Annotated in this window: 22 protein-coding genes, 2 tRNA genes and 1 riboswitch; of the genes, 3 read left to right on the top strand and 21 right to left on the bottom strand. The window is 58.6% G+C overall.

What is annotated here, in order from left to right:
• Window positions 1-180: 180 nt before the first annotated feature.
• The 10 genes from ACXAGD_RS03465 to ACXAGD_RS03420 form a co-directional block, all read right to left on the bottom strand.
• Window positions 181-251 (bottom strand) — tRNA-Arg (locus tag ACXAGD_RS03465).
• Window positions 252-323, bottom strand: a tRNA-Leu gene (locus tag ACXAGD_RS03460).
• Between the two features lie 294 nt (window positions 324-617).
• Window positions 618-1865 (bottom strand): tryptophan synthase subunit beta, encoded by a 1248-nt coding sequence (gene trpB, locus ACXAGD_RS03455; protein ID WP_475208503.1) that lies wholly within the window; start codon window positions 1863-1865, stop codon window positions 618-620.
• A gap of 67 nt (window positions 1866-1932) precedes the next feature.
• Complete coding sequence (locus ACXAGD_RS03450) at window positions 1933-2268, bottom strand: hypothetical protein (protein WP_475208502.1); 336 nt, start codon at window positions 2266-2268, stop codon at window positions 1933-1935.
• A 47-nt stretch (window positions 2269-2315) separates the two neighbouring features.
• Entirely contained in the window at window positions 2316-2960 is a 645-nt protein-coding gene (locus ACXAGD_RS03445) for a phosphoribosylanthranilate isomerase (protein ID WP_475208501.1), read from the bottom strand.
• 9 nt (window positions 2961-2969) lie between these two features.
• Window positions 2970-3320 carry a lipopolysaccharide assembly protein LapA domain-containing protein gene (locus ACXAGD_RS03440; protein ID WP_475212481.1) on the bottom strand — a complete coding sequence of 117 codons (351 nt, stop codon included), beginning with the start codon at window positions 3318-3320 and terminating at the stop codon, window positions 2970-2972.
• Window positions 3321-3326: 6 nt separating this feature from the next.
• Window positions 3327-3611 (bottom strand): integration host factor subunit beta, encoded by a 285-nt coding sequence (ihfB, locus tag ACXAGD_RS03435; RefSeq protein WP_037310872.1) that lies wholly within the window; start codon window positions 3609-3611, stop codon window positions 3327-3329.
• Window positions 3612-3882: 271 nt separating this feature from the next.
• On the bottom strand, window positions 3883-5559 hold the full coding sequence (rpsA, locus tag ACXAGD_RS03430) for a 30S ribosomal protein S1 (RefSeq protein ID WP_170326968.1): 1677 nt from the start codon (window positions 5557-5559) through the stop codon (window positions 3883-3885).
• 320 nt (window positions 5560-5879) lie between these two features.
• The gene (locus tag ACXAGD_RS03425; protein WP_475208500.1) at window positions 5880-7565 is read right to left on the bottom strand and encodes a tryptophan halogenase family protein; all 1686 of its coding nucleotides are present in this window, start codon (window positions 7563-7565) and stop codon (window positions 5880-5882) included.
• A 248-nt stretch (window positions 7566-7813) separates the two neighbouring features.
• Complete coding sequence (locus tag ACXAGD_RS03420; RefSeq protein ID WP_475208499.1) at window positions 7814-8329, bottom strand: hypothetical protein; 516 nt, start codon at window positions 8327-8329, stop codon at window positions 7814-7816.
• Window positions 8330-8547: 218 nt separating this feature from the next.
• Between ACXAGD_RS03420 and ACXAGD_RS03415 the strand changes: the two genes are divergently transcribed.
• Window positions 8548-9027: a YHS domain-containing (seleno)protein gene (locus tag ACXAGD_RS03415; protein ID WP_475208498.1), complete on the top strand. Its 480-nt coding sequence runs from the start codon at window positions 8548-8550 to the stop codon at window positions 9025-9027.
• Window positions 9028-9045: 18 nt separating this feature from the next.
• On the opposite strand, the gene cmk is transcribed toward ACXAGD_RS03415, so the two are convergent.
• Window positions 9046-9663 carry a (d)CMP kinase gene (gene cmk, locus ACXAGD_RS03410; protein ID WP_475208497.1) on the bottom strand — a complete coding sequence of 206 codons (618 nt, stop codon included), beginning with the start codon at window positions 9661-9663 and terminating at the stop codon, window positions 9046-9048.
• Complete coding sequence (gene aroA, locus ACXAGD_RS03405) at window positions 9660-11006, bottom strand: 3-phosphoshikimate 1-carboxyvinyltransferase (RefSeq protein WP_475208496.1); 1347 nt, start codon at window positions 11004-11006, stop codon at window positions 9660-9662. The genes cmk and aroA overlap by 4 nt, the downstream gene beginning before the upstream one ends.
• A gap of 182 nt (window positions 11007-11188) precedes the next feature.
• Here aroA and ACXAGD_RS03400 point away from each other — a divergent pair, with 182 nt between their 5' ends.
• Window positions 11189-11998 (top strand): hypothetical protein, encoded by an 810-nt coding sequence (locus ACXAGD_RS03400; RefSeq protein WP_475208495.1) that lies wholly within the window; start codon window positions 11189-11191, stop codon window positions 11996-11998.
• Between the two features lie 3 nt (window positions 11999-12001).
• Here the strand turns inward: ACXAGD_RS03400 and trmB are convergent, their stop codons facing one another.
• The 8 genes from trmB to miaB all read right to left on the bottom strand — a co-directional run bounded on the left by trmB (window position 12002) and on the right by miaB (window position 20457).
• A complete protein-coding gene (trmB, locus tag ACXAGD_RS03395; RefSeq protein WP_475208494.1) occupies window positions 12002-12709 on the bottom strand; it encodes a tRNA (guanine(46)-N(7))-methyltransferase TrmB in 708 nt (235 codons plus the stop codon).
• Between the two features lie 93 nt (window positions 12710-12802).
• A complete protein-coding gene (gene metK, locus ACXAGD_RS03390; RefSeq protein ID WP_475208493.1) occupies window positions 12803-13984 on the bottom strand; it encodes a methionine adenosyltransferase in 1182 nt (393 codons plus the stop codon).
• Window positions 13985-13989: 5 nt separating this feature from the next.
• Window positions 13990-14038, bottom strand: a riboswitch (SAM-SAH riboswitch).
• Between the two features lie 42 nt (window positions 14039-14080).
• A complete protein-coding gene (gene lnt, locus ACXAGD_RS03385; RefSeq protein ID WP_475208492.1) occupies window positions 14081-15577 on the bottom strand; it encodes an apolipoprotein N-acyltransferase in 1497 nt (498 codons plus the stop codon).
• Window positions 15574-16461: a hemolysin family protein gene (locus tag ACXAGD_RS03380; RefSeq protein WP_475208491.1), complete on the bottom strand. Its 888-nt coding sequence runs from the start codon at window positions 16459-16461 to the stop codon at window positions 15574-15576. The genes lnt and ACXAGD_RS03380 overlap by 4 nt, the downstream gene beginning before the upstream one ends.
• 35 nt (window positions 16462-16496) lie before the next feature.
• The gene (ybeY, locus tag ACXAGD_RS03375; RefSeq protein ID WP_475208490.1) at window positions 16497-16991 is read right to left on the bottom strand and encodes an rRNA maturation RNase YbeY; all 495 of its coding nucleotides are present in this window, start codon (window positions 16989-16991) and stop codon (window positions 16497-16499) included.
• Window positions 16992-17024: 33 nt separating this feature from the next.
• Window positions 17025-18047 carry a PhoH family protein gene (locus tag ACXAGD_RS03370; protein WP_475208487.1) on the bottom strand — a complete coding sequence of 341 codons (1023 nt, stop codon included), beginning with the start codon at window positions 18045-18047 and terminating at the stop codon, window positions 17025-17027.
• A 142-nt stretch (window positions 18048-18189) separates the two neighbouring features.
• Entirely contained in the window at window positions 18190-18843 is a 654-nt protein-coding gene (locus ACXAGD_RS03365; protein ID WP_475208486.1) for an outer membrane protein, read from the bottom strand.
• A gap of 294 nt (window positions 18844-19137) precedes the next feature.
• Window positions 19138-20457, bottom strand: a complete 1320-nt coding sequence (gene miaB / locus ACXAGD_RS03360; protein WP_475208485.1) for a tRNA (N6-isopentenyl adenosine(37)-C2)-methylthiotransferase MiaB — start codon at window positions 20455-20457, stop codon at window positions 19138-19140.
• Between the two features lie 120 nt (window positions 20458-20577).
• Between miaB and ACXAGD_RS03355 the strand changes: the two genes are divergently transcribed.
• Entirely contained in the window at window positions 20578-21441 is an 864-nt protein-coding gene (locus ACXAGD_RS03355) for a hypothetical protein (RefSeq protein ID WP_475208483.1), read from the top strand.
• Window positions 21442-21443: 2 nt separating this feature from the next.
• Here ACXAGD_RS03355 and ACXAGD_RS03350 read toward each other — a convergent pair whose 3' ends face one another.
• Window positions 21444-22241, bottom strand: a complete 798-nt coding sequence (locus ACXAGD_RS03350) for a phytanoyl-CoA dioxygenase family protein (RefSeq protein WP_475208481.1) — start codon at window positions 22239-22241, stop codon at window positions 21444-21446.
• Between the last annotated feature and the right edge of the window lie 17 nt (window positions 22242-22258).

Genomic DNA, 22258 nt, shown 5'->3' with positions numbered 1-22258 from the left:
ATCCGGCGGTACCGTCATCCGCCCTCCGGCCCAAGGCCAGAGCAGCGAAGGCCCCTGCCCCGCCCGACCTAAGCCTGACGTTGCGCGGTGCCGCCCCTGCTGGGGAACACCCGGACCCATATGTTTTGGACCGTTTTCACGGGCCGGCGTTGAAGGCCGGTGCTGACTTAACAGCGTTTTTTCAAATGACGGGATTCGAACCCGCAACACATCGATTCGCAGTCGATTACTCTACCATTGAGCTACACTTGCGGCTTTGGAAGGAATCGAACCTTCGCTCACAGAACCTGAATCTGTTGCTCTATCCAATTGAGCTACAAAGCATACCAATCCCCGGTTTCGGCCCTGGCATACGGTTTCGGCAGTGCCGTCCGCACCGGGAGAGTGATCACCTCTGCCCGCTAGGGTCCGGCCCGTTTTGACCGGTAACGGCGGGTTTAGGCGAAGGGTCTGGATTCGCTCAATATTTTTTTGTACCGCTGATACGCACCTGTGGCGGTCGCGCAACAAAGTTACCCAGCCGCGCAATATTCGAAAAGGCCGCATGTCAAAAACAAAGCGGCGCACCCGTCAAAGGCGCGCCGCTCTTTTCAGAAATTTCAAAATTTACCGCTTGGTCAATCGGCGGTACGGCCTTCGGTATCCGACATGTCGAAGTTCAGATATTTGGCCACGGTCTGCACGTCCTTGTCACCGCGTCCGCACATGTTCATGCAGATCAGGTGGTCTTTAGGCAGGTCGGGCGCGATCTTCATGACGTGGGCCAGCGCGTGGGACGGTTCCAGAGCCGGGATGATGCCTTCGGTTGCGCAGCACAGCTGGAACGCCTCAAGCGCCTCTTTATCGGTGATCGAGACATAGTTGGCGCGGCCAATGTCGTTCAGCCAGGAATGCTCGGGCCCAATGCCCGGATAGTCCAGACCGGCCGAGATCGAATAGCCTTCAAGAATCTGGCCATCGTCATCCTGCAGCAGGTAGGTGCGGTTACCGTGCAGTACGCCCGGACGACCACCGGTCAGCGAGGCGCAGTGCTCCATCTTTTCGTTCACGCCCTTACCACCAGCCTCAACGCCGATGATGTTGACGTCCTTGTCGTCGAGGAACGGGTAGAACAAGCCCATCGCGTTCGAGCCACCACCAATGGCGGCGATAATCGTGTCGGGCAGACGGCCCTCGGCCTTCATCATCTGTTCCTTGGCTTCCTTGCCGATGATAGATTGGAAGTCACGCACCATCGCCGGATACGGGTGCGGCCCGGCCACGGTGCCTATGCAGTAGAACGTATCACGCACATTGGTCACCCAATCGCGCAGCGCATCGTTCATCGCGTCTTTCAGCGTGCCACGGCCAGAGGTCACCGGAATCACCTCTGCGCCCAGCAAGCGCATCCGGAACACGTTCGGGGCCTGACGCTGTACGTCATGCGCGCCCATATAAACCACGCATTTCAGGCCGAACTTGGCACAGACCGTGGCCGTTGCCACGCCGTGCTGCCCTGCCCCGGTTTCCGCGATGATCCGGGTCTTGCCCATGCGCCGCGCCAGAATGATCTGGCCCAGAACGTTATTGATCTTATGCGCGCCGGTGTGGTTCAGCTCATCCCGCTTTAGGTAAATCTTGGCACCGCCAAGATGCTCGGTCAGGCGTTCCGCGTAATACAGCGGCGAGGGGCGACCCACATAATTCGCCCACAGATCGTCCATTTCGGCCCAGAAGGTGGGATCGTCCTTGGCCTTCTCATATTCCTCTTCCAGAGACAGGATCAGGGGCATCAGCGTTTCGCTGACAAACCGCCCGCCGAAGATGCCAAAGCGGCCCTGTTCGTCGGGGCCGGACATGAAGGAATTGAAAAGATCGTTGGCCATGGGTGTCTCCATCGTCGTATTCGTTGTTCATAGGAGGTGGCGGCGGGATTTGCCATGGCAAAACGTATCATTCCGCCGCTTGAACACGCTGTGCCCAAACCTGCAACGCCTGATCCCTGCTGGGTACAGCGATGCAGGGGAAGTGATGAAACTCATTGACCTCGGCCAGACGCGCCGCCGCCTGCACGACACGACGGTGCGGACCCGAATGGGCGAAGGTCAGCATCGCCTCGGCATCGTGCCAGACACTAAGCGAGAAATAGAGCCCTTTATGCGGGAAGACTTCCACCTTCATGCAGAGTGGATCACCGCGCGCCTGCAGCATCGCCTGACGCGCACGCCAGAAGAACTCCGGCCCGTGATACCACCGTTTCAATGAAACTCCGCCAATCGCTGCGAGCATTGCTGCGCCCTCCCCTAACGGGGATACGCGGGCACTCAGCGATCAGATCACCGGGTAGCGTCGATAAAGGCGCGGATCAGAGCAGCATCCTTAACGCCGGGTGCGCTTTCAACACCCGAAGACACATCAACCTGACGGGCGCCGGTCATACGTATGGCTTCGGCCACGTTGTCAGGCGTCAGCCCCCCGGCCAACATCCACGGACGGCGCCAGTACTTACGTCCGGCCAACAGACGCCAGTCGAAAGCCAGCCCGTTGCCACCCGGCAGCTCGGCGTTGCGCGGTGGCTTGGCGTCGATCAGAAGTTGGTCCGCGACCTCAGAGTACTGGTCGATTGCCGCTAGATCCTCGGCCTCGGCCACGCCGATGGCTTTCATCACGGGCAGACCAAACCGTTCGCGAACCTCGGCCACGCGATCCGGGCTTTCCTTGCCGTGCAGCTGCAACATGTCCAACGGCACACTGGCTACAATTCGGTCCAGTTCCTCATCCGATGCGTTGACGGTCAGCGCGACCTTGGCGATCCCGGCGGGCACCAGATGCGCCAGTCCGGCAGCGGCCTCAGGTTCCACATGCCGCGGCGATTTCGGGAAGAACACAAACCCGACATAGCGCGCGCCAGCCTCAGCGGCCGCGCGCACGTGATCAGGGGCGGTCAGACCGCAGATTTTGACACTTGCTTCTTGGGGCATTGGTTTGCCTCAGCTGGCTTCGTCCAGCAGAGCCAGAACTTCGTCCTGACCTTCGTTCTGCTTTTTCTTGAGCTTCTTAACTTCACGCTCAAGCTTGCGTACTTCGCTTTTCTTAGCCGACGCATCCCGGCGGTGCTTATGTTCGCGCAGCCATTCCCACAGGAAGCCGATAATCAGGCCCGCAACCACACCGCCCAGCACCACCACGAACAGCGGCAGCGACGTGCTCAGGTTAAAACCCACAAGCTCCGCAAAAGGTTCCGGCATCAGCGAAAGCTGAACCGATTCCCGGTTGGCTAGAGAAACGGAAATAAGTACGATCCCGAGGATCGCCAGAAAAGCATATCGAAGGTAGCGCATCATGGCTTAGGCTTTACCGTTCAATCGATCCCTAAGCAACTTACCAGTTTTGAAAAACGGCACACATTTTTCTTCGACCTGAACGGTTTCGCCGGTGCGGGGATTGCGCCCTACCCGCGCGTCGCGCTGTTTGACGGAAAAGGCGCCAAAGCCACGCAGTTCGACACGGTCACCACGCGCCATGGCATCCGTCACTTCTTCGAACACGGTATTCACGATCCGCTCGACGTCGCGTTGATAAAGATGCGGGTTCTCGTCGGCGATTTTCTGAATCAGTTCTGAACGGATCATGAGTGCTACCCTCCCAGGCGACCGGTTAACAATCTCTATTGTTCTGAACAGTATAGGAAAAAAGTCTGATCGGGGGAACGTAAACTCTATGTGCAAAGCCTTCATTTTGCAGCGAAACCGCGCGATTTTTCGCTTGTTCTCGGGGTTTCGTCTCAAAAAGAGCGTACGTTAGGTCAATTTAGCCCGGAAATCGGAACATATTGATTCGCAACAAAAACGGCCCCGCGCGGGTACGCGGGGCCGTAAATTCGGCTAAGGCTGAGGTCCGGGCTTAGTCGCCCGACTTCAGCGCTGCACCCAGGATATCGCCCAGCGATGCGCCCGAGTCGGAGGAACCGTACTGTTCCACGGCCTCTTTCTCTTCGGCGATCTCGCGTGCCTTGATCGAAAGGCCCAGACGACGGGTTTTGCTGTCGACATTGGTGACGCGGACGTCGACCTTGTCACCGACCGAGAAACGCTCGGGGCGCTGTTCGGCACGGTCACGCGACAGGTCGGAGCGGCGGATGAAGGATTTCATGCCTTCGTATTCCACTTCGATGCCGCCATCTTCGATAGCAGTCACTTCAACGGTGATGACCGAGCCACGCTTCACGCCGCCCACGGCTTCGGCGAACTTGTCACCGCCCAGGGCTTTGATCGACAGCGAGATACGCTCTTTTTCAACGTCAACTTCCGAGACAACGGCCGAAACCATGTCGCCTTTGCGGTAGTTCTGGATCGCATCCTCGCCACGCTCGTCCCACGACAGGTCCGACAGGTGAACCATGCCGTCGATGTCGCCTTCGAGGCCAATGAACAGACCGAATTCGGTGATGTTCTTGACTTCGCCTTCGACCTGCGTGCCCTCGGGGTGCGTTTCTGCAAACACTTCCCACGGGTTGCGCTGAGTCTGCTTGAGGCCCAGAGACACGCGACGCTTGGCACCGTCGATTTCCAGAACCATGACGTCGACTTCCTGGCTGGTCGAAACGATCTTGCCGGGATGGACGTTTTTCTTGGTCCAGGACATCTCGGACACGTGCACCAGACCTTCGACACCGGCTTCCAGCTCGACGAACGCGCCGTAATCGGTGATGTTGGTGACGCGACCCTGATGGACCGAGCCCAGCGGGTACTTGGCAGCAACCAGATCCCACGGATCTTCCTGCAGCTGCTTCATGCCCAGGCTGATGCGGTGGGTCTCTTTGTTGATCTTGATGACCTGAACCTTGATGGTTTCGCCGATCGTCAGGATCTCGGACGGGTGGTTCACACGGCGCCATGCCATGTCGGTGACGTGCAGCAGGCCGTCAACGCCGCCCAGGTCAACAAATGCACCGTATTCGGTGATGTTCTTGACGACACCCTCGACGGTCTGACCTTCGGACAGGTTGCCGATAACTTCAGCACGCTGCTCGGCACGCGATTCTTCCAGGATAGCGCGACGCGAAACAACGATGTTGCCACGGCGACGGTCCATTTTCAGGATCTGGAACGGCTGCTTCAGACCCATCAGCGGGCCAGCGTCGCGCACGGGGCGCACGTCAACCTGCGAGCCGGGCAGGAACGCAACTGCGCCACCCAGATCGACGGTGAAGCCACCTTTGACGCGGCCAAAGATTGCACCTTCGACGCGCTGGTCGTCGGCATATGCTTTTTCCAGACGGTCCCATGCCTCTTCACGGCGGGCCATCTCACGCGAGATGACAGCTTCGCCACGGGCGTTTTCTGCGGCGCGCAGGTAAACTTCTACCTCGTCGCCTACAGCGATTTCAGGGGCTTCGCCAGGATTTGCGAATTCTTTCAGATCAACGCGGCCTTCCATTTTGTAGCCTACGTCGATGATGGCTTGGCCGGCTTCGATCGCCAGAACCTTGCCTTTGACAACAGAACCCTCTTCGGGTGTGTCCATTTCGAAGCTTTCATTCAGGAGGGCTTCGAATTCCTCCATGGATGCGTTAGCCATGTGGCGTTGTTTTCCTTTACATAACGTTTTTGCTGGCCGAGCGGTTGTCTCCGCCGGTCTTAATGGATTGGTCAGACGACCTGACATATGCCACAAAACAAAGAGGGCCGGTTGCTTCCGACCCTGCTCGTCTCATTGTTTTATGGCTCAAATCGCCTTGTCGACGCGCGCTCTATAGCGGGTTCGCCAAGTGGCTGCAAGTTATTAGGGTTGCGAGCGACCTAACTTACAAAGTTTGACAGCGCAGGACCCGCGCGCCCCGCTTGCAAAGCTGGGGGAAAATCGTGTCGAATTCCCCCAGTTTAGCCGCTACGAACACCTTAGAAGAGCTGCAAATCTTTCGCCCCGCTTTGGATTTCTGCAAAATTTGGCATGTTCTGAACCGCTACGGGTGCCGGTTTTGTACCCGGCATCGCCACCGTCGGCTGCATCGCCGCAGCCATGCCGAAAGCTGGTTTCTTCAGCTCTCCGCGAATATCGCGCAGCAGCGTCTTGTGGTCCGGCATTGTCTTGACGATCTGAGCAAGGTCCATTTTGGCGCGTTTCATACCCTGGAACCAAATCGGTTTCTTCAATGGGCGCAGGCGATCACGGATGCCCGGACCATAGCCGGTATCATAGACCTGCTTGCCCAGTAGAACCGTCTGGTAAACGCGATGGTCAAACAGCGTGGCAAACTCGACGTCGTGGTCTATGGGCAGGCGGTGCTGCCACAACTCGAGGTTCTCAGCCAGCCGATCCGGCACCTTCATCTGAGTCCGCGCGTCGATCCAATATTGGTCGTCAGTGCGGTTGCCCAACTTATAATGCAGACAGATGAACTCCAGTACCTCGTTGTACATCTTGTCCATCTGACGGTTGTATCTTGCCCGCAGTGACGGCTCGATATCTTTCGTTGGCAAGTGTTCGGCGAACCAGCGTACTGCGTGATCGATCATATGGATCGCGGTGCTTTCCAACGGCTCGATGAACCCTCCGGACAGGCCAATCGCTACACAGTTCTTGACCCAGGCATTGCGCACGCGACCAACGCGCATTGGGATCACCCGCGGTGTCAGACCCTTGCCGCTGTCGCCCAGCCATTCAAGGTACTCATCGGCGGCCTGATCATCAGTTCGGTGCGCCGATGAGAACACATAGCCCGTGCCCACCCGGTTATACAGCGGCACCCGCCACGTCCAACCGGCCCCAAGTGCGGTCGATCGCGTAAGGCTTTCGATCTTTTCCGGATCGGGATGTTCGACCTGCAAAGCCATGGCGCGGTCGTTGGGCAGGTAGTCCGAATAATCCATAAACGGTTCACCCAGCGCCTGATTGATGATCAAGCCGCGGAACCCGGTACAATCGATAACCATCTCGACGTCATGACGGCCTTTTCGCTCTAGCATCAGGTGGCTGACATTGCCTTGCTCGTCCAGCTCGACCGCTTGCACCTCGTCCTGAATGTGCTCAACGCCGCGGCTTGTGCAAACTCTGGTCAGCATACCCGCGAATTTCACGGCATCCAGGTGGTAGGCATAGCCAAATCGTTGCTCGAACTCGGGCTGCCCCAACTGCCGCGCACCCTTGCACAGGCGGCCCAGATGGTCATGCGGCGAGATTGACTGTGTGAAATCCCGATCCCCGTTGCCAAAGCGTAGGAAATACTCGGCAGCGTCCAGCCCCTCTAACATCTGACCGTGGGCAAAGGGGTTCACATAGTCGATCCGGTTCCCCTTGGCATCCTTGTTCCAGTTGCAGAATTTCACACCCAGCTTGAAGGATGCGTTTGTCTCGCGAAAGAAATCCCGCTCGGCGATACCAGCCTGTCGAAGGGTGACCGGCATGCGTGGCACCGTGGCCTCACCCACGCCGACGGTCGAGATATTGGGGCTTTCGATCAGGCAGATGCGCGGTCGATCCTTTGGCCCAGAAGTACGGGAGAACACCATGTCCAGTATTAGCGCGGTCATCCAACCCGCCGTACCTCCACCCACGATAGTTATCTTGCCCAAACGATTGTTCATATTATTGGTCCCTGTTGGCTTGTGGGAATTTTATGACTGCCTCCCCCATTTTTGGGGTTGTAGAGCAGCCTTCCCTTTTTTGGCTTTCAGGAAACCATAGCAGCTTTCCTACGTTCAGCTAGAGCCTATGACTTGCAACTTTTGCGCAGACAAAACTCGCGCTGCCGAACAAACGCACGGCACGTTTCAAGGAAACAGTGCCGCACACCCTCTTCACCTATGAGAAAAGAACAAAATCCGGAAGAGGGTCAGATTTCCTCGCCTTTTTTCAGAAGCTCTTCGATCAGGTCACGCTGCAGATCCTGACTGTCGCCGCCTCCGAACTCGGCGGCGCCACCGGTATACAAGGTGCCATAGGTTTTTGCGATATTCACCGTCTGTGCCAGCCCCGAGATTAACTGGTCTTTCTTCAGCGGCGACAACGGGTGGATAAACGCAGCCCATAAGGTGCCGTTGGCTATCGCATACCGTGCGTCCAGCGTGCTGTCGAAATTTGCCTGCATCATGCGTTGCAGGTCCTCAGGTGACAAATCTGCGGCGCTGCCAATTGGCACCATGGCGCGCATTCGGTCCGCATTGGTATCGGTGACAACCAGCACCGTCACATCAGCAACCGTCAGCTCGAACCCAGGCCCAAAGGGCTGCGCCTCAGGATCAAGCGCAAAAATGATATTGCCCAGACGTTCATAGTCCATTGGCGGCTCGGCTTCTTGAGCGGCCAGACCTCCGGCCAGAAAAATCAGCGTTAGGGCTAGTCGGATCATCGCATCTCTCCTGCAGGCTATGCCCCAACAATAGGGGTCGCCTGACAGGCTGACCAAACAAAGCTTGGTGATGAGGATTCTGCACGCGGTCGCAGGTTCGAACGATCTGCAAGATTTGTCGGGCTTCCTGCGATAGCCCGTTCAGAACCGCCCCTCTACCTATGTTTCAGCGATTGGCCACCCGGCTGATCCAAACCTGAACAGGAAAGGAAATTCCAATGAAGTCTCTGGTTCTGACCGCCCTCATCGCCGCCCTGCCCTTGGTCGCGGCCCCGGCCTTTGCCGCAGATGAGATCAACGTCTCGAACGGTATCTCGGCCGCAGGCGCGCCGCTGGCAGCGCATGGCGTAGATTTGGTTGCACTGGTGAATGACGGCAACCCGGTCGAAGGTTTTGCCACTCATTCTGCGACCTATGACGGCGCATCTTACTACTTTACCAGCGCCGCAAACCGCGAAGCGTTCGAGGCCAACCCCGCCGCCTATCTGCCGCAGCATGGCGGGTTCTGCTCGTTCGGTGTGTCGGTGGGCAAGAAGTTCGATGGAGACCCGGATCAGTATCTGGTCGCGGATGGCAAGCTGTACCTGTTCCTGAACGCCGAAACCCGCGCGGCCTTCCTGAAAGACGTGGCTGCCACGGCTAAAACCGCTGACAATCAGTGGGCGAATATCAAAAGCATCGCCGTTGGTGAATTGTAATCCTGAAAGCCTGCGGCGCTAAGCTGTCGCGGGCTTTTTCTTTTCGATGAAGGCCACGGCCCGAGCCAGCGCCGCCTCGATACTCAGATCGGATGTGTCCAGCTGAACGGCATCGTCAGCAGGTTTCATCGGCGCGGTGCTGCGTTCGGCATCCCGCGCGTCACGTTCACGAACGTCAGCCAGAACCTGTTCGCGTGTCACGTCTGAACCCTTGGCGTTCAGTTCCAGAAAACGCCGCTCGGCCCGGACCTCGGCGCTGGCGGTGACGAACAACTTCACCTCGGCCTCGGGGCAGATCACCGTCCCGATATCGCGACCGTCCAGAACTGCGCCACCTGCCCGACGGGCAAACGCGCGCTGGAAATCCACCAAGGCCGCGCGGACCTCGGGGATCACGGCCACTTTCGACGCCGCCTGCGCAATTTCGGCCGTGCGCAGATCGCCCTGCTCCAGTTCCTCAGCCGTCAACGCCTGCGCGGCCTCGACAGGATCGGTGCCATCCAGCGTCCGACGCCCAACCGCACGGTAGAGCAACCCCGTATCCAGATGCGCAAACCCGAAATGCGCAGCAACGCCTTTCGAGATCGTGCCTTTACCCGCCGCAGCAGGGCCGTCAATGGCGACCGTAAAGCTCACGTGCGTTCGACCTTGGCGCCCAAAGACGCCATCAGCGGTTCGAAAATCGGGAACGAGGTCGCGATCGGACCGCCGTCATCCACGGAAACCGGGGTTTTCGAGCCCATGCCCATCACCATGAACGACATGGCGATGCGGTGGTCCAGAAAGCTCTCGCAGGTGCCGCCGCCGGGGACGTTGCCGATACCAAGCCCGTTAACCGACCACCATTCCTCACCCTCGTCCACGGTCACGCCGTTGGCACGCAGCCCGCGGGCCATGGCGTCGATCCGGTCGCTTTCCTTGACGCGCAGCTCTTTTACGCCTCCCATCATCGTCGTGCCGGTGGCGTTGGCGGCAACCACGGACAGAACCGGGTATTCGTCGATCATCGAGGCCGCACGTTCCGGCGGCACGTTGATGCCCTTCATGTTGGGCGAGTATTTCGCGCGCAGATCGGCAACCGGCTCGCCGCCCTCTTCGCGTTCGTTTTCATAGGTCAGATCGGCCCCCATTTCACGCAGCGTGGTGAACAGACCCGCGCGGGTGGGGTTCAGACCGATACCGGGCACCAAAACGTCCGAACCCGGCGTGATCAGCGCCGCGCAGACCGGGAAAGCCGCGCTGGACGGATCACGCGGCACGGCAATGACTTGCGGTTTTAGTTCAGGGCGACCGGTCAGAGTGATCACCCGGCCTTCATCGGTATCTTCAACGGTGATTTCTGCGCCAAATCCGGCCAGCATCCGCTCCGAATGGTCACGGGTGGCCTCTTTCTCAATCACGACGGTCTTGCCCGGCGCGTTCAGACCAGCCAGCAGCACAGCGGATTTTACCTGTGCCGACGGGACCGGCACTTCGTAACGGACTGGCACTGGCTCTGCCGCGCCGACGATGGTCATCGGCAGGCGTCCACCGGAACGGCCAACCGATTGCGTGCCAAACAGCTCCAGCGGATCGGTCACCCGCGCCATCGGGCGTTTGTTCAGGCTGGCATCGCCTGTGAATGTCGCCGTGATGGGCGAGGTCGCCATTGCGCCCATGATCAGTCGCACGCCGGTGCCAGAGTTGCCGCAGTCGATCACCTGATCCGGTTCGGCAAAGCCGCCGACACCAACCCCGTGAACAGTCCATTCACCGCCGCCGTGATCGGTAACCTCGGCGCCAAAGGCGCGCATCGCCTTGGCGGTGTCCAGGACATCCTCGCCCTCCAAAAGGCCGGAAATCTTCGTCTCACCCACCGCCATCGCGCCAAGGATCAGCGAGCGGTGCGAGATCGACTTGTCGCCGGGCACCTCTGCCGTGCCGGTCAGCGGGCCGCAGGGATGCGAGGTCATCGGGATGGGCGTGCCGTGTCCGGACATGGGGGCTCCTGTTTTCGCTATCAGTGCCCAAGCCGATTAGCGAATTGGGGCGGCTTGGTCCAGCCGCAATACGACCACCGTAGCAAGCAGGATTTGGGTGATCAGGGATTTACGGGCTACAATGGGCGAATTCAGGGCGAGTTCATTTGTTTTCCGCAATTCACTGTCCGAGGTCATTTCTCATGTCGCAACTTCAGTCCATGCTTTCCAGCGGAACAGAAAAGTACTTTCAACCCAAAGACCCGCTAAAGACTGACAGCGTTCTGCAGATGCGGCTGGCCTTTCTGGTCGGCCTCGTTGCCTTTGGCCTGCCGATCATTCTGGCCGGAGGTGCGGTATTTGGTGGTAGCTGTTTTCGCGACAGCATCAGCCACTTTTATTACGCCCAATTTCTGGGGGCCATTTTCGTAGGCTGCTTAATTTTTATCGGTGGCTTTCTGATTGCCTATACCGGAGATCATCCGCTTGAGGATGTCGGGTCCTTGATCGCTGGCATTGGCGCGTGTTTTGTCGCCGTTTTCCCTACAAGCGGATCTGGCTGCGAAGAACCCGTGAGCTTCAAGTCACGGATCTTTGCCGACGTGAACCAAACGCCTCCGCCTGACCTGTCAGCCCCTGATCCAGACGCGTTCTTTACTCTGTTTTCCAGCGCCCCGCATTTACACGCCTGGGCCGCCGGCATCCTGTTTATCTATTTGGGCCTCTATTGCCTATTCGTTCTACGTCGCGTGGTTCCCGAGCGTCACATAAAAGACGGGCAGATGATCCCGACCAAAAGGCGCCGCAATACGCGGTATGCGTGGTGCGGCATCACGATTCTGGCCTGCGTTCTGGTTCTGGGTATCGTCGCCTTTTCCGGCGAAGGCAGCCAGTCGGGGTGGAAGTCCTACAACATGACGTTTTTTGTAGAAACCATCGCGCTTTGGGCGTTCGGATTGGCATGGTTCACCAAAGGCCGCGCCTTTCCCAGCCTGCGCGATCCCAAGCCCTAGCGGTCAGATTTTGCGGAACGTCAGGTAATGCGGTGTGCGGCCTTCGCGCAGGGCCTTCTGCTCATACCGGGTGGAAATCCAGTCATCCCAAGGCTCACGCCAATCTGTCGGTCGCTCGGCCAGCCATTCGAACCCTGCTCGCGGCACTTCCTCCAGCGTCTGGCGGACATAGTCGGGAATGTCCGTGGCCACGCGAAAGATTGACCCCGGTTTCAGCACGCGCGCCAGCGGCTCCAGATGCTCGGGCGTGACAAAACGGCGGCGGTGGTGCCGGGTCTTGGGCCACGGGTCGGGGTACAGCAGGAAGGCGCGCGAGATGCTGGCCTCAGGCAGAACGTCGAAAAGATCACGTGCATCGCCGGGATGCACCGCTAAGTTTTCGACCCCGGCCTGACGGATTTTGCCCAGCAGCATTGCGACGCCGTTGATATAAGGCTCAGCCCCGATGATCCCAATATCGGGATTGCTGGCGGCCTGATGCACCAGATGCTCACCACCGCCAAAGCCGACCTCAAGCCAGACATCCTTGCCACCGAACAGCGCCTGCAGGTCCAGCGGGTGGCGTTCCGGGTTGTTCTCCCAATCAACCGCGCCGGGTGACAGTGCGTCGAGGTCTTCGTTCAGATACGTCTTTTGACTGGGCTTCAGGGTTTTGCCCTTGAAGCGGCCATAGAAGTTTCTGCGGGGGCGTTGGGGTGTCTGGGTGCTCATGGCGGAGCCCTTACTGCGCGGGCCGCACCGTTGCAACCCCGGGGGCCAAATCGAAAAGCGCGCCGAAATCGGCGCGCTTTGTTTGGTTTCGGATCAGACCGCCGCTTTCAGCGCGTCGACCAGATCGGTACGCTCCCAGCTAAAGCCGCCATCCGCGTCGGGCTCGCGCCCGAAGTGGCCATAAGCAGCAGTACGCTGATAGATCGGCTTGTTCATCTGCAGGTGCTCACGAATGCCGCGCGGGGTCAGGTCCATCACCTGGCCGACGGCTGTTTCGATCAGAGCGTCCGCAATCTGACCGGTGCCGTGCGTGTCGGCATAGATCGACAGCGGCTTGGACACACCAATCGCATAGCTCAGCTGAATGGTGCAGCGTTCCGCCATACCTGCAGCGACCACGTTCTTGGCCAGATAGCGCGCTGCATATGCAGCCGAACGGTCAACCTTGGTCGGGTCTTTCCCCGAGAACGCACCGCCGCCATGCGGCGCGGCACCGCCATAGGTGTCGACAATGATCTTGCGGCCGGTCAGGCCAGCATCACCATCGGGGCCGCCAATCACGAACTTGCCGGTGGGGTTCACGTGCCACTCGGTTTCAGCGGTCAGCCAGCCTTCGGGCAGTGTCTCGGTGATATAGGGCTCAACAATCGCGCGGATGTCATCCGATGTCAGTGCCTCGTCCAGGTGTTGGGTCGACAGCACGATCGAGCTGACGCCAACCGGCTTGCCATCGCGGTACACAACCGACAGCTGCGATTTCGCGTCCGGGCCCAGCGCGGGTTCGGTGCCGTTCTTGCGCACTTCTGCCAGACGACGCAGAATCGCGTGCGAGTACTGGATCGGTGCCGGCATCAGCGCGGGGGTTTCTGTGGTCGCGTAACCGAACATGATGCCCTGGTCGCCTGCGCCTTCGTCTTTGTCTTCTGCCGCATCCACGCCCTGCGCGATATGAGCGGATTGTTCGTGCAGCAGGTTCGTCACCTCGACGGTTTCGTGGTGGAACTTATCCTGCTCGTAGCCGATATCCTTGATACAAGCGCGCGCGATCTCGTCGATGCGGCCCATATAGTCGTGCAGCTTTTCCTGATCAGACAGACCTACTTCGCCACCAATCACCACACGGTCGGTCGTGGCAAAGGTTTCGCACGCAACGCGTGCTTCGGGTTCTTCGTTCAGAAATGCGTCAAGTACGGCGTCGGAAATGCGGTCGCAAACCTTATCCGGGTGCCCTTCGGATACAGATTCCGAAGTAAAAGTGTAGTTCTGTCGGGACATGAAAGTGCTCCAATAAGATTTCCCCATCACGTCAGGAAGCCGTTGTGACAGGCATGCGAGGGCATACGCCCACAACTTCAAAGGGTCAATCGGAAATTAAGACTGTTGTCGCTGGACGTTGCGCCAAAGCAGCGCATACAGAATCGCAAGCAGAGTAAAGATTGGGATATCACCGATCCGGGCGTATACGGTCGGGGCAAACGGCGCCGGCAGTTTTGCATCCACAAAACCCGCCTGCCCCAACGCCAGCGAATCCACAATGCGCCCCAGAGGATCGATCATCGCCGACACTCCAGTATTGGCGGATCGCATCATCGGCAGGCCCTGCTCGATCGCGCGCATCTGCGCCTGAGCCAGATGCTGGTATGGGCCGGACCGTGTACCGAACCAGGCGTCGTTGGTGATCTGTAGCAAGAAGTCCGCACGACCGGGCGCGGACAGGACATCCTGTGTGAACACGGCCTCGTAACAAATCAGCGGCAGTGCCTTCCCCAGCTTCCCGGCATCCATCAGCGCCGCCCCTGGCCCCGAGCTAAAGCCATGACCAGCAGTCGTCGCCATCCCGTGAATGCCGAATTTTGCCATAAGGTTGCCCAGCGGCACGTATTCCCCAAAAGGCGCAAGGTGGTGTTTGTCATAAAGCCCCCGTTGCTGGCCCATCTCGTCCAGATAGATCATCGAGTTGTAGATTTGTGGCCCGTCTCCCCGCTGGATACCCAGAAACACTGGAACACCCTGCGCCGCATCCGCAACCGCGTTCAGGTAAGGCTGCGCGCTACCCAGCCAGGCCGGGATCGAGGTCTCCGGCCAGACAATCAGGTCGGGCCGGGGTTGCGCGGCGGTGAACTCAATTTGGCGTGCAAAAAACAATGGTGCGTAATCTGGGTCCCATTTCTGATGCTGTGGGGCGTTGGGCTGGATCAGGCGGACGGTGTGGTCGGTCTCAGCAACAGAAGGGCGCGTGGCCGCATAGCCCAACGTCAGACAGGCTGTGCCAACCAACAGCGCCAAGGGCAACGCAAACCCTCCGCGTTGTGCTAAAGCCGCGCCTAAGGGCAGAGTTGCGAGTAGAGTCATTGCGCCCAGGCCATAGGGCCCGAACAGGGACAATAGCTGTGCCGCTGGCGTGTCGACCCATACCTGTGCCAGACCGGCCCAAGGGAACCCCGTCAGCACATAGCCTCGGGCGCATTCGGCCAAAGACACGGCTAGCGCAAGGAAAATCGCTTGTTTGACTTTGTCCTCATCCGGCCGCCTCGTGGCCCAAAAGGCCAGCGCCCAGAACAGGGCCAGCCCGCCGGCCATGAAGATCAACGCAAAAGGGGCCATCCAAGCGTGGCGCTCTGCATCCACAAAAAACGGCTCGGTAATCCAGCTGAGCCCATGCGCAAAGTACCCGGTGGCGAAAGCCCAACCCAACCATGCGGCTCGGCCGCGCGCCTCAGTGGATACGAATAGAGGTGCCAGCAGCACCAGAGCGATCAGCGTCGCCGCCCAAACACCATAGGGCGCAAGGCCAAATGCTGCCAGCGCGCCCAACAGCGCCGACAGCACGAACCTTAACCAAAACGGCCAGCCCCGCGATGGGTTCATGCAGCAAGATCCGGCAACATGACACGCAATCGCTTGATCCGGCGCGGATCGGCGTCGATCACCTCAAATTCCGGGCCTTCGGGATGCAGGACAACCTCACCGCGTGCGGGCACCCGGCCCGACAGCATGAAGACCAATCCGCCAAGGGTGTCGATCTCTTCCTCGTCCACATCCTCGTGGCTTGTCAGTGAGCGCCCGATCTCGGCCTCGAATTCCTCAAGCGGGACGCGGGCCTGAACGATGTAGCAACCAGGTTTTTCCTGAACCCAAAGTTGATCTTCGTCGGCGTCGTGTTCGTCGGCAATTTCACCAACAACCTGTTCAATCAGGTCTTCGATGGTCAACAGGCCATCAACACCGCCATATTCGTCGATCACCAACGCCATGTGGCGGCGCTCGGTCTGCATCTTGGTCAGCAGCACACCAATCGGCATCGAGGGCGGCACGAACAGCAAGGTCCGCAGCATCGAAACCAGATCAAATTCAGCGCCACCGCCGTTGAACCCATGGGTCAGCGCGAAATCCTTGAGGTGGACGAACCCCAATGGCGTATCCAGCGTGCCTTCATACACTGGTATCCGCGACAGACCGCTATCGCGGAAAAGCTGCGCCAACTCGTCTTTCGTGATGGTGGAGGGGACCGAGATGATCTCGGCCGTCGGAATGGCCACGTCTTCGACCCGCATCCGTCGCAGGTTGATCATACCGCGCGGTTGCGCTTTGTCGGCTTCGTGTCCGTTCGCAACGTGGATTTCATCCTCGTCTGGCGGAGAAAACGCATCCACTAGTCGAGAAAACAATCCGGGTTTCTCTTTGACATTGTCACCGCTGCTCTTTGGTTGCGCGCTCTGCGCCGCCATAGAACTGCCGTCTGTATCGCCCATAGTCCTGTTCCAAATAATCGGCCCTAATGGCCCGTCTACGCATTATATGGGTCATCGAGACCCAGTTTGCCAAGTATATCGACCTCTGCCGCTTCCATCAAATCAGCGTCTGCGTCGTGGATGTGATCGTATCCCAGCAAGTGTAACGTTCCGTGAATAATCAGATGTGTGACGTGATCATCCATGGGCTTTCCCGCCTCGGCCGCCTCGCGTGCGCAGGTATCATAGGAAACCGCGATATCCCCCAAAGCGATTTCACCGGTAAAGTCCGGCTCGGGCGGCAGCGGAGCCTGTCCCGGCTGGTCGGCGACCAAATCCTCGGCTGGCCAGCTGAGTACATTGGTCGGTGTGGGTTTCTCCCGAAACTCCGCGTTCAACTCGGTGATGCGGGTGTCATCGCAGGCCAGCAAGCTGATCTCACACAGGTCTGCATCCAGATCGCAATGATCCAGAACTGCCTCAATGGCCCGCGTGGCCAAGGGCTCCAGCCCCTGCCAGCGGACGTCTTCGATCGTTATTTCAAGGTTCATGTCACTGCGCCCAAAGCCCGCGGCCCTGGACGGTTACCCCGTCTCACGGCCTGAGTCGGCCTCATACGCTTCGATAATGGCGGCGACAAGCGGGTGACGCACCACGTCTTTCGATGTGAAATAGTTGAAGCTGATATTCGGGATGGTTTTCAGCAAACGCTCGGCATCCGCCAGACCCGACTGAACACCGCGCGGCAAGTCCACCTGCGACCGATCACCAGTGATCACCATGCGGCTGCCCTCACCTAGACGGGTCAGGAACATCTTCATCTGCATGGTGGTGGCGTTCTGCGCCTCATCCAGCACAACAAAAGCATTGGCCAGCGTCCGTCCGCGCATGAAAGCCAGAGGAGCAATTTCGATTCGTTTTTCTTCGATCAGTTTGGCCAACTGTTTGCCGGGAAGGAAATCGTTCAGCGCGTCATACAGCGGCTGCATGTAAGGATCGACCTTGTCCTTCATATCGCCCGGCAGATAGCCCAACTTTTCACCAGCCTCGACGGCAGGGCGGCTGAGGATGATCCGGTCCACATGCCCACCGATGAACATCGATACGCCAACGGCCACAGCCAGATAGGTCTTGCCGGTGCCCGCGGGACCGATCCCGAAGGCCAGCTCGTTTTGGAACAACGACTGGACATAAGTCTTTTGCGCATCCGTGCGCGGCTCGACCAGTTTCTTGCGGGTTTTGATTTCGACCGTGCCGCCCTTGAACATCTCAAGCTGGTCGCCATCACGGCTGCCGGTTCCGGTCTCGGAGCCACCCATCCGAAGCTCGCGATCCACGTCGGCGGCCTCGACATCGCGCCCCCCTTCGAGACGGGTGTAAAGCGCCTGCAGCACTTCGATGGCCTGCTTTTGCGAATCCTCATCGCCCATGACAACTAATTGGTTGCCGCGCCGGACGATCTGGACGGACAGCTTTTGTTCGATTTCGGTCAGGTTGCGGTCATACTCGCCGCACAAATCAATCAACAACCGATTGTCAGGGAATTCAACAAACGCCTCGCGCTGGGGCATGTCATCTTGCGGTGGGGTAAGGGCACCGATGGCCAATCCGTTCTCCTGTCTTGGCGTTTCACCCTGAGCGTAGACAACAAGTCTCGGTGGGCGCAAGCCACAGATTCAAATTTTCCGAAACGGATGGCAAAACCGCCGAAGCGTGCCCCAATCGCACCGTCCCCAAGCAAGGAATTGATCAAAACGTGTAGTTCAGTCCAAATCGCAACCCGCGGTAGCGCGGTGTGGATTTCGTCGAGAAGCCATTGCTGAATTCGACGCGGCGCGAGTCGAACTGCACGTATTCATATTCACCCGTGATCGACCAGTTCTCACTCAGGCTGTGCTCAGCACCGATACTTGCCGAAAACCCGTTCCGAGTATCACTGTCTTCAAAAGGTTGCGTCGTGGCACCGGACGTCAGGCTGCTGGTGGTATTGACGTCCCCCTGCACGTATCCGACCGTAACAAAGTACAAAACTGTACCGCTTTTATTAGTCAGACCATTACGAAACCGAACCGACAAGATGTCCGAAACCTCGGACGAGCCGGTGACAGTATTGCTGCCGATATCCGTCATGACGTCGTCTTCGAGCGTGCCAAAATCATACCCAAGCTCGAACCCATAGACATAGTCACGCCCCCCGACGGCCGGCAAAACGCCACGCCAGCCCCCACGGACACCGCCGTAGTTGCCAGTCAGGTCAAGTTCTCCGACTTCGAAAGTTCCGCTTGGGGTCGTCAGGCCGAATCGGTCGGTGCCGCTGGTCGCGTAACCTCCACTAAGGCCCAAATAAAAAGCGCTGACATCGCTACCGAAACGCTTCGGGCTTACGATCGGAGGATCTGTCACACCCTGTTCCAGGTTACCAGCAACAGTCGCGCTGGAAAGAAGCGAAAGCACCAGCGCCGACGAAAAAATACCCCGGCGGCTCGGTCCAAAAAAACGTGTTAGAATTTCCACTCGTTACCTCCATCGTCCCAACCCGATAGCCGGACCGGCACAGAACTGGATTTTCAGGAGCGCCGCGCGCTAGACCCTGAAAAAATCTGGCCTTTTTCGGAACATAGTTCTCGGTTGTGAATCAAGGGTTAAAATTTGAAACAAGTGCCGACTATGGTTTTCTGACAGCACCCGTCGCTCAAGTCAGATCAATGCTCCCGCCAGCGAATTTGCCCCGGAGCCTGTGATTTTGACCTTCCTCAACTCTCCAACAGCGACGTCTGCATCCGACACGTGGACCGAGTGCAAATAATCTGATTTTCCAACCATTTGCCCGGGCAAGCGACCGGATTTTTCAAACAGAACGCCTACCGTGCGCCCCACCATCGCATCCTGAATTTCCCGCTGATGCTGCGTGATCAGCGCCTGCAGACGTTGCAAGCGGTCATCCGCCGCAGCAGGCTCAACCTGAGGCCGCTCGGCCGCCGGCGTACCGGGTCGTGTCGAGTATTTGAAGGAATAGGCATAGCCGTATTTAACCTCTTCGACCAAGTCCATAGTCGCCTGGAAATCCTCTTCGGTCTCCTCGGGGAAACCAACGATGAAGTCACCAGACATCACGATATCCGGGCGCGCGGCGCGAATACGCTCGATCAGGCGCAAATAACTTTCGGCCGTGTGGCTACGGTTCATCCGCTTGAGAATACGGTCCGAACCCGACTGCACCGGCAAATGCAGATACGGCATCAGCTTTTCGCAGGTTCCGTGTGCTTCGATCAAGTCATCGGCCATGTCGTTGGGGTGCGAGGTGGTAAAGCGGATGCGCTCTAACCCATCAACCTTGTTTAACTCCCAAATCAAACCGGCTAGCGTCATGTCACCATTCGCGCCAGCACCGTGATAGGCGTTGACGTTCTGGCCCAGCAAAGTGATCTCGCGCACACCACGCTCGACCAGATCGTGGGCTTCGCGGATGATGCGATCTGCCGGACGGCTGACCTCGGCCCCACGGGTATAAGGTACCACGCAGAAGGCGCAGAATTTGTCACAACCTTCCTGAACGGTCAGGAACGCGGTCGGGCCGCGCTTGGCCTTGGGGCGGTTCTTAAGCTTTTCGAACTTGTCTTCCTCGGGGAAATCCGTGTCCAACGCCTTGGCGCCGGTGCGGGTCTTGGCCTCCATCTCGGGCAGCCGGTGATAGCTTTGCGGGCCCACAACCAGATCGACCAGCGGCTGACGGCGCATAATCTCTTCGCCCTCAGCCTGCGCCACGCATCCCGCCACACCAATCTTCAGATCGGGCTTTTCCGCTTTCAGACCCTTAAACCGACCCAACTCGGAATAGACTTTTTCGGCAGCCTTTTCCCGAATATGGCAGGTGTTCAGCAGAATCATATCCGCGTCATCGGGGCTTTGCGTTTCCACATATCCCTGCCCACCCAGCGTCTCGGACATGCGTTCACTGTCATAGACGTTCATCTGGCAACCATAGGTTTTGATGTACAGCTTTTTGGGTTCTGACATGAGTATGGCCTTTGCGTTCGCGGGATCGGCGTCATCTATACCTTACGAACGCCGCTTGCAATGCCGGGGCGGATACCCGATTTTGGCCGAAGATTCCAGCAAAGTGGAACCGGACAGGCAATGCAATACGACTCACTCGACGTTTTCCTGAACTCAGGCAAATCGGCGCTGGCCAAAGGCCCGGTCGCCCTGATCTTTGCCGAAGACATGGTCGAGATCGACAGCACCATCCGGCATCATCTGCATCTGGGTTTCAAATCCGTCATCGCATTCATGTCGCAGGATTTTGCGCTGGACCCCGATCTGTCCGAGCGCATTCACCGCGTCGGCCTGACCTGCGTGCCCAGCACAGTTGTCTTCGACACCATCAACAGAATCATACAGGCTGCCCCCGGCATCTGGATGTATTACTGCTATAACGCCGAATATCTTTTCTTTCCGTTTTGCGAGACCCGCACGGTCGGCGAGTTGCTGGCCTTCCACGCCGAAGAGCGCCGCAACGCAATGCTGAGCCATGTGGTCGATCTCTATGCCGACGACCTGGACGCCTATCCGAACGGAGTCGCCCCAGACCGCGCGATGCTGGACAGCACGGGCTATTACGCCCACACCCGCCACAATGCCGAAGGCCACCCGGTCGAGCGACAGCTGGACATGTCCGGCGGCCTGCGCTGGCGGTTCGAGGATCACATTCCATACGAGCGCCGTCGTATCGACCGGATCGCCCTGTTTAAATCCCGCAAGGGTTTGGAATTGCGTCCCGATCACACCTTTGACGAGCCGGAATACAACACCTATTCCTGCCCGTGGCACCACAACATGACGGCCGCCGTGTGCTCATTCCGCGCCGCCAAAGCGCTGAAAAGCAATGCCGGGTCCACCTTCGACATCCCGAGCTTTTGCTGGCACAACTCGGTTCCATTCCAGTGGACGTCGGGCCAATTGCTCGATCTGGGGCTGATCGAATCGGGCCAGTGGTTCTGACCCTAGCGCCGCAGCAGCACTGGGAACCAATCTTCACGCAGGCGCTGGCCGGGGGTCATGTCATGACCCGGAAACGGCGGTGAGGTCCGGCCCGGGCGTTCAACATATCGTGCATCATCCCCAACCAGACGCAGCGAGAACGCCCGACGGCGGCTGTCGGATTGGTTGCCACGAGCGCCGTGCAAAGTGCGATAGTTGAAGGCAACTGCATCACCCGGTTCCATTTCGAACTCCACAACCTTCATCCCTTCGGCATCCGGGTCCGGGACCGGGATGTACTGACCTTCATCTGGGAAGAAGCCCTCTTCCGAGACCCAACGGGTTGGCAGAACCTCTTTCTCCCACCGGTGCGAGCCTGCAACACAACGTAGCGTTGCCTGTTTCACCGGGTCCAGAGGCGACCAGAAGCTGATCGTTTGTTGCCCTTCGACAAAATAATATGGACCGTCCTGATGCCACGGGGTCGCCATCGACGTGCCGGGCTCTTTGACCAGCACATGGTCGTGGAACATCTGCACGGTCTGCGATTGCATCAGATCCGCCGCGACCTCGGCCGCCGGAGAGTTTTCAATTGCATCCCGGAACTGATCAATCCGCGACCAGTTGCAGTAATCATCAAAGAACAGGCCGGTCTGGCCTTCTTTCTTGTTGTCCGACGCATAGGGGCCCGGCTCGGCCATATTCACGGCGACACCCTCGCGCAGGGCATCGACGTGGTCGGCGAACAGCCCTTTGATCAGGACGACACCGTCCTGCTGATAGGTGTCGATCATCTCTTGCGTGACCAGAGGGTGCGTCATGTCTGTCTCCGTGCCTT

It is taken from the genome of Ruegeria sp. ABF4_144 (assembly GCF_056160045.1).
The sequence above is the reverse complement of the archived record's forward strand: the minus strand, read 5'-3'. Positions and strand labels throughout refer to the sequence as shown.

Coding starts and splice junctions, on each gene's coding strand:
- trpB (WP_475208503.1), bottom strand. CDS start 1,865: ATGGCCAACGATCTTTTCAATTCCTTCATGTCCGGCCCCGACGAACAG.
- ACXAGD_RS03450 (WP_475208502.1), bottom strand. CDS start 2,268: ATGCTCGCAGCGATTGGCGGAGTTTCATTGAAACGGTGGTATCACGGG.
- ACXAGD_RS03445 (WP_475208501.1), bottom strand. CDS start 2,960: ATGCCCCAAGAAGCAAGTGTCAAAATCTGCGGTCTGACCGCCCCTGAT.
- ACXAGD_RS03440 (WP_475212481.1), bottom strand. CDS start 3,320: ATGCGCTACCTTCGATATGCTTTTCTGGCGATCCTCGGGATCGTACTT.
- ihfB (WP_037310872.1), bottom strand. CDS start 3,611: ATGATCCGTTCAGAACTGATTCAGAAAATCGCCGACGAGAACCCGCAT.
- rpsA (WP_170326968.1), bottom strand. CDS start 5,559: ATGGCTAACGCATCCATGGAGGAATTCGAAGCCCTCCTGAATGAAAGC.
- ACXAGD_RS03425 (WP_475208500.1), bottom strand. CDS start 7,565: ATGAACAATCGTTTGGGCAAGATAACTATCGTGGGTGGAGGTACGGCG.
- ACXAGD_RS03420 (WP_475208499.1), bottom strand. CDS start 8,329: ATGATCCGACTAGCCCTAACGCTGATTTTTCTGGCCGGAGGTCTGGCC.
- ACXAGD_RS03415 (WP_475208498.1), top strand. CDS start 8,548: ATGAAGTCTCTGGTTCTGACCGCCCTCATCGCCGCCCTGCCCTTGGTC.
- aroA (WP_475208496.1), bottom strand. CDS start 11,006: ATGTCCGGACACGGCACGCCCATCCCGATGACCTCGCATCCCTGCGGC.
- ACXAGD_RS03400 (WP_475208495.1), top strand. CDS start 11,189: ATGTCGCAACTTCAGTCCATGCTTTCCAGCGGAACAGAAAAGTACTTT.
- trmB (WP_475208494.1), bottom strand. CDS start 12,709: ATGAGCACCCAGACACCCCAACGCCCCCGCAGAAACTTCTATGGCCGC.
- metK (WP_475208493.1), bottom strand. CDS start 13,984: ATGTCCCGACAGAACTACACTTTTACTTCGGAATCTGTATCCGAAGGG.
- lnt (WP_475208492.1), bottom strand. CDS start 15,577: ATGAACCCATCGCGGGGCTGGCCGTTTTGGTTAAGGTTCGTGCTGTCG.
- ACXAGD_RS03380 (WP_475208491.1), bottom strand. CDS start 16,461: ATGGGCGATACAGACGGCAGTTCTATGGCGGCGCAGAGCGCGCAACCA.
- ybeY (WP_475208490.1), bottom strand. CDS start 16,991: ATGAACCTTGAAATAACGATCGAAGACGTCCGCTGGCAGGGGCTGGAG.
- miaB (WP_475208485.1), bottom strand. CDS start 20,457: ATGTCAGAACCCAAAAAGCTGTACATCAAAACCTATGGTTGCCAGATG.
- ACXAGD_RS03355 (WP_475208483.1), top strand. CDS start 20,578: ATGCAATACGACTCACTCGACGTTTTCCTGAACTCAGGCAAATCGGCG.
- ACXAGD_RS03350 (WP_475208481.1), bottom strand. CDS start 22,241: ATGACGCACCCTCTGGTCACGCAAGAGATGATCGACACCTATCAGCAG.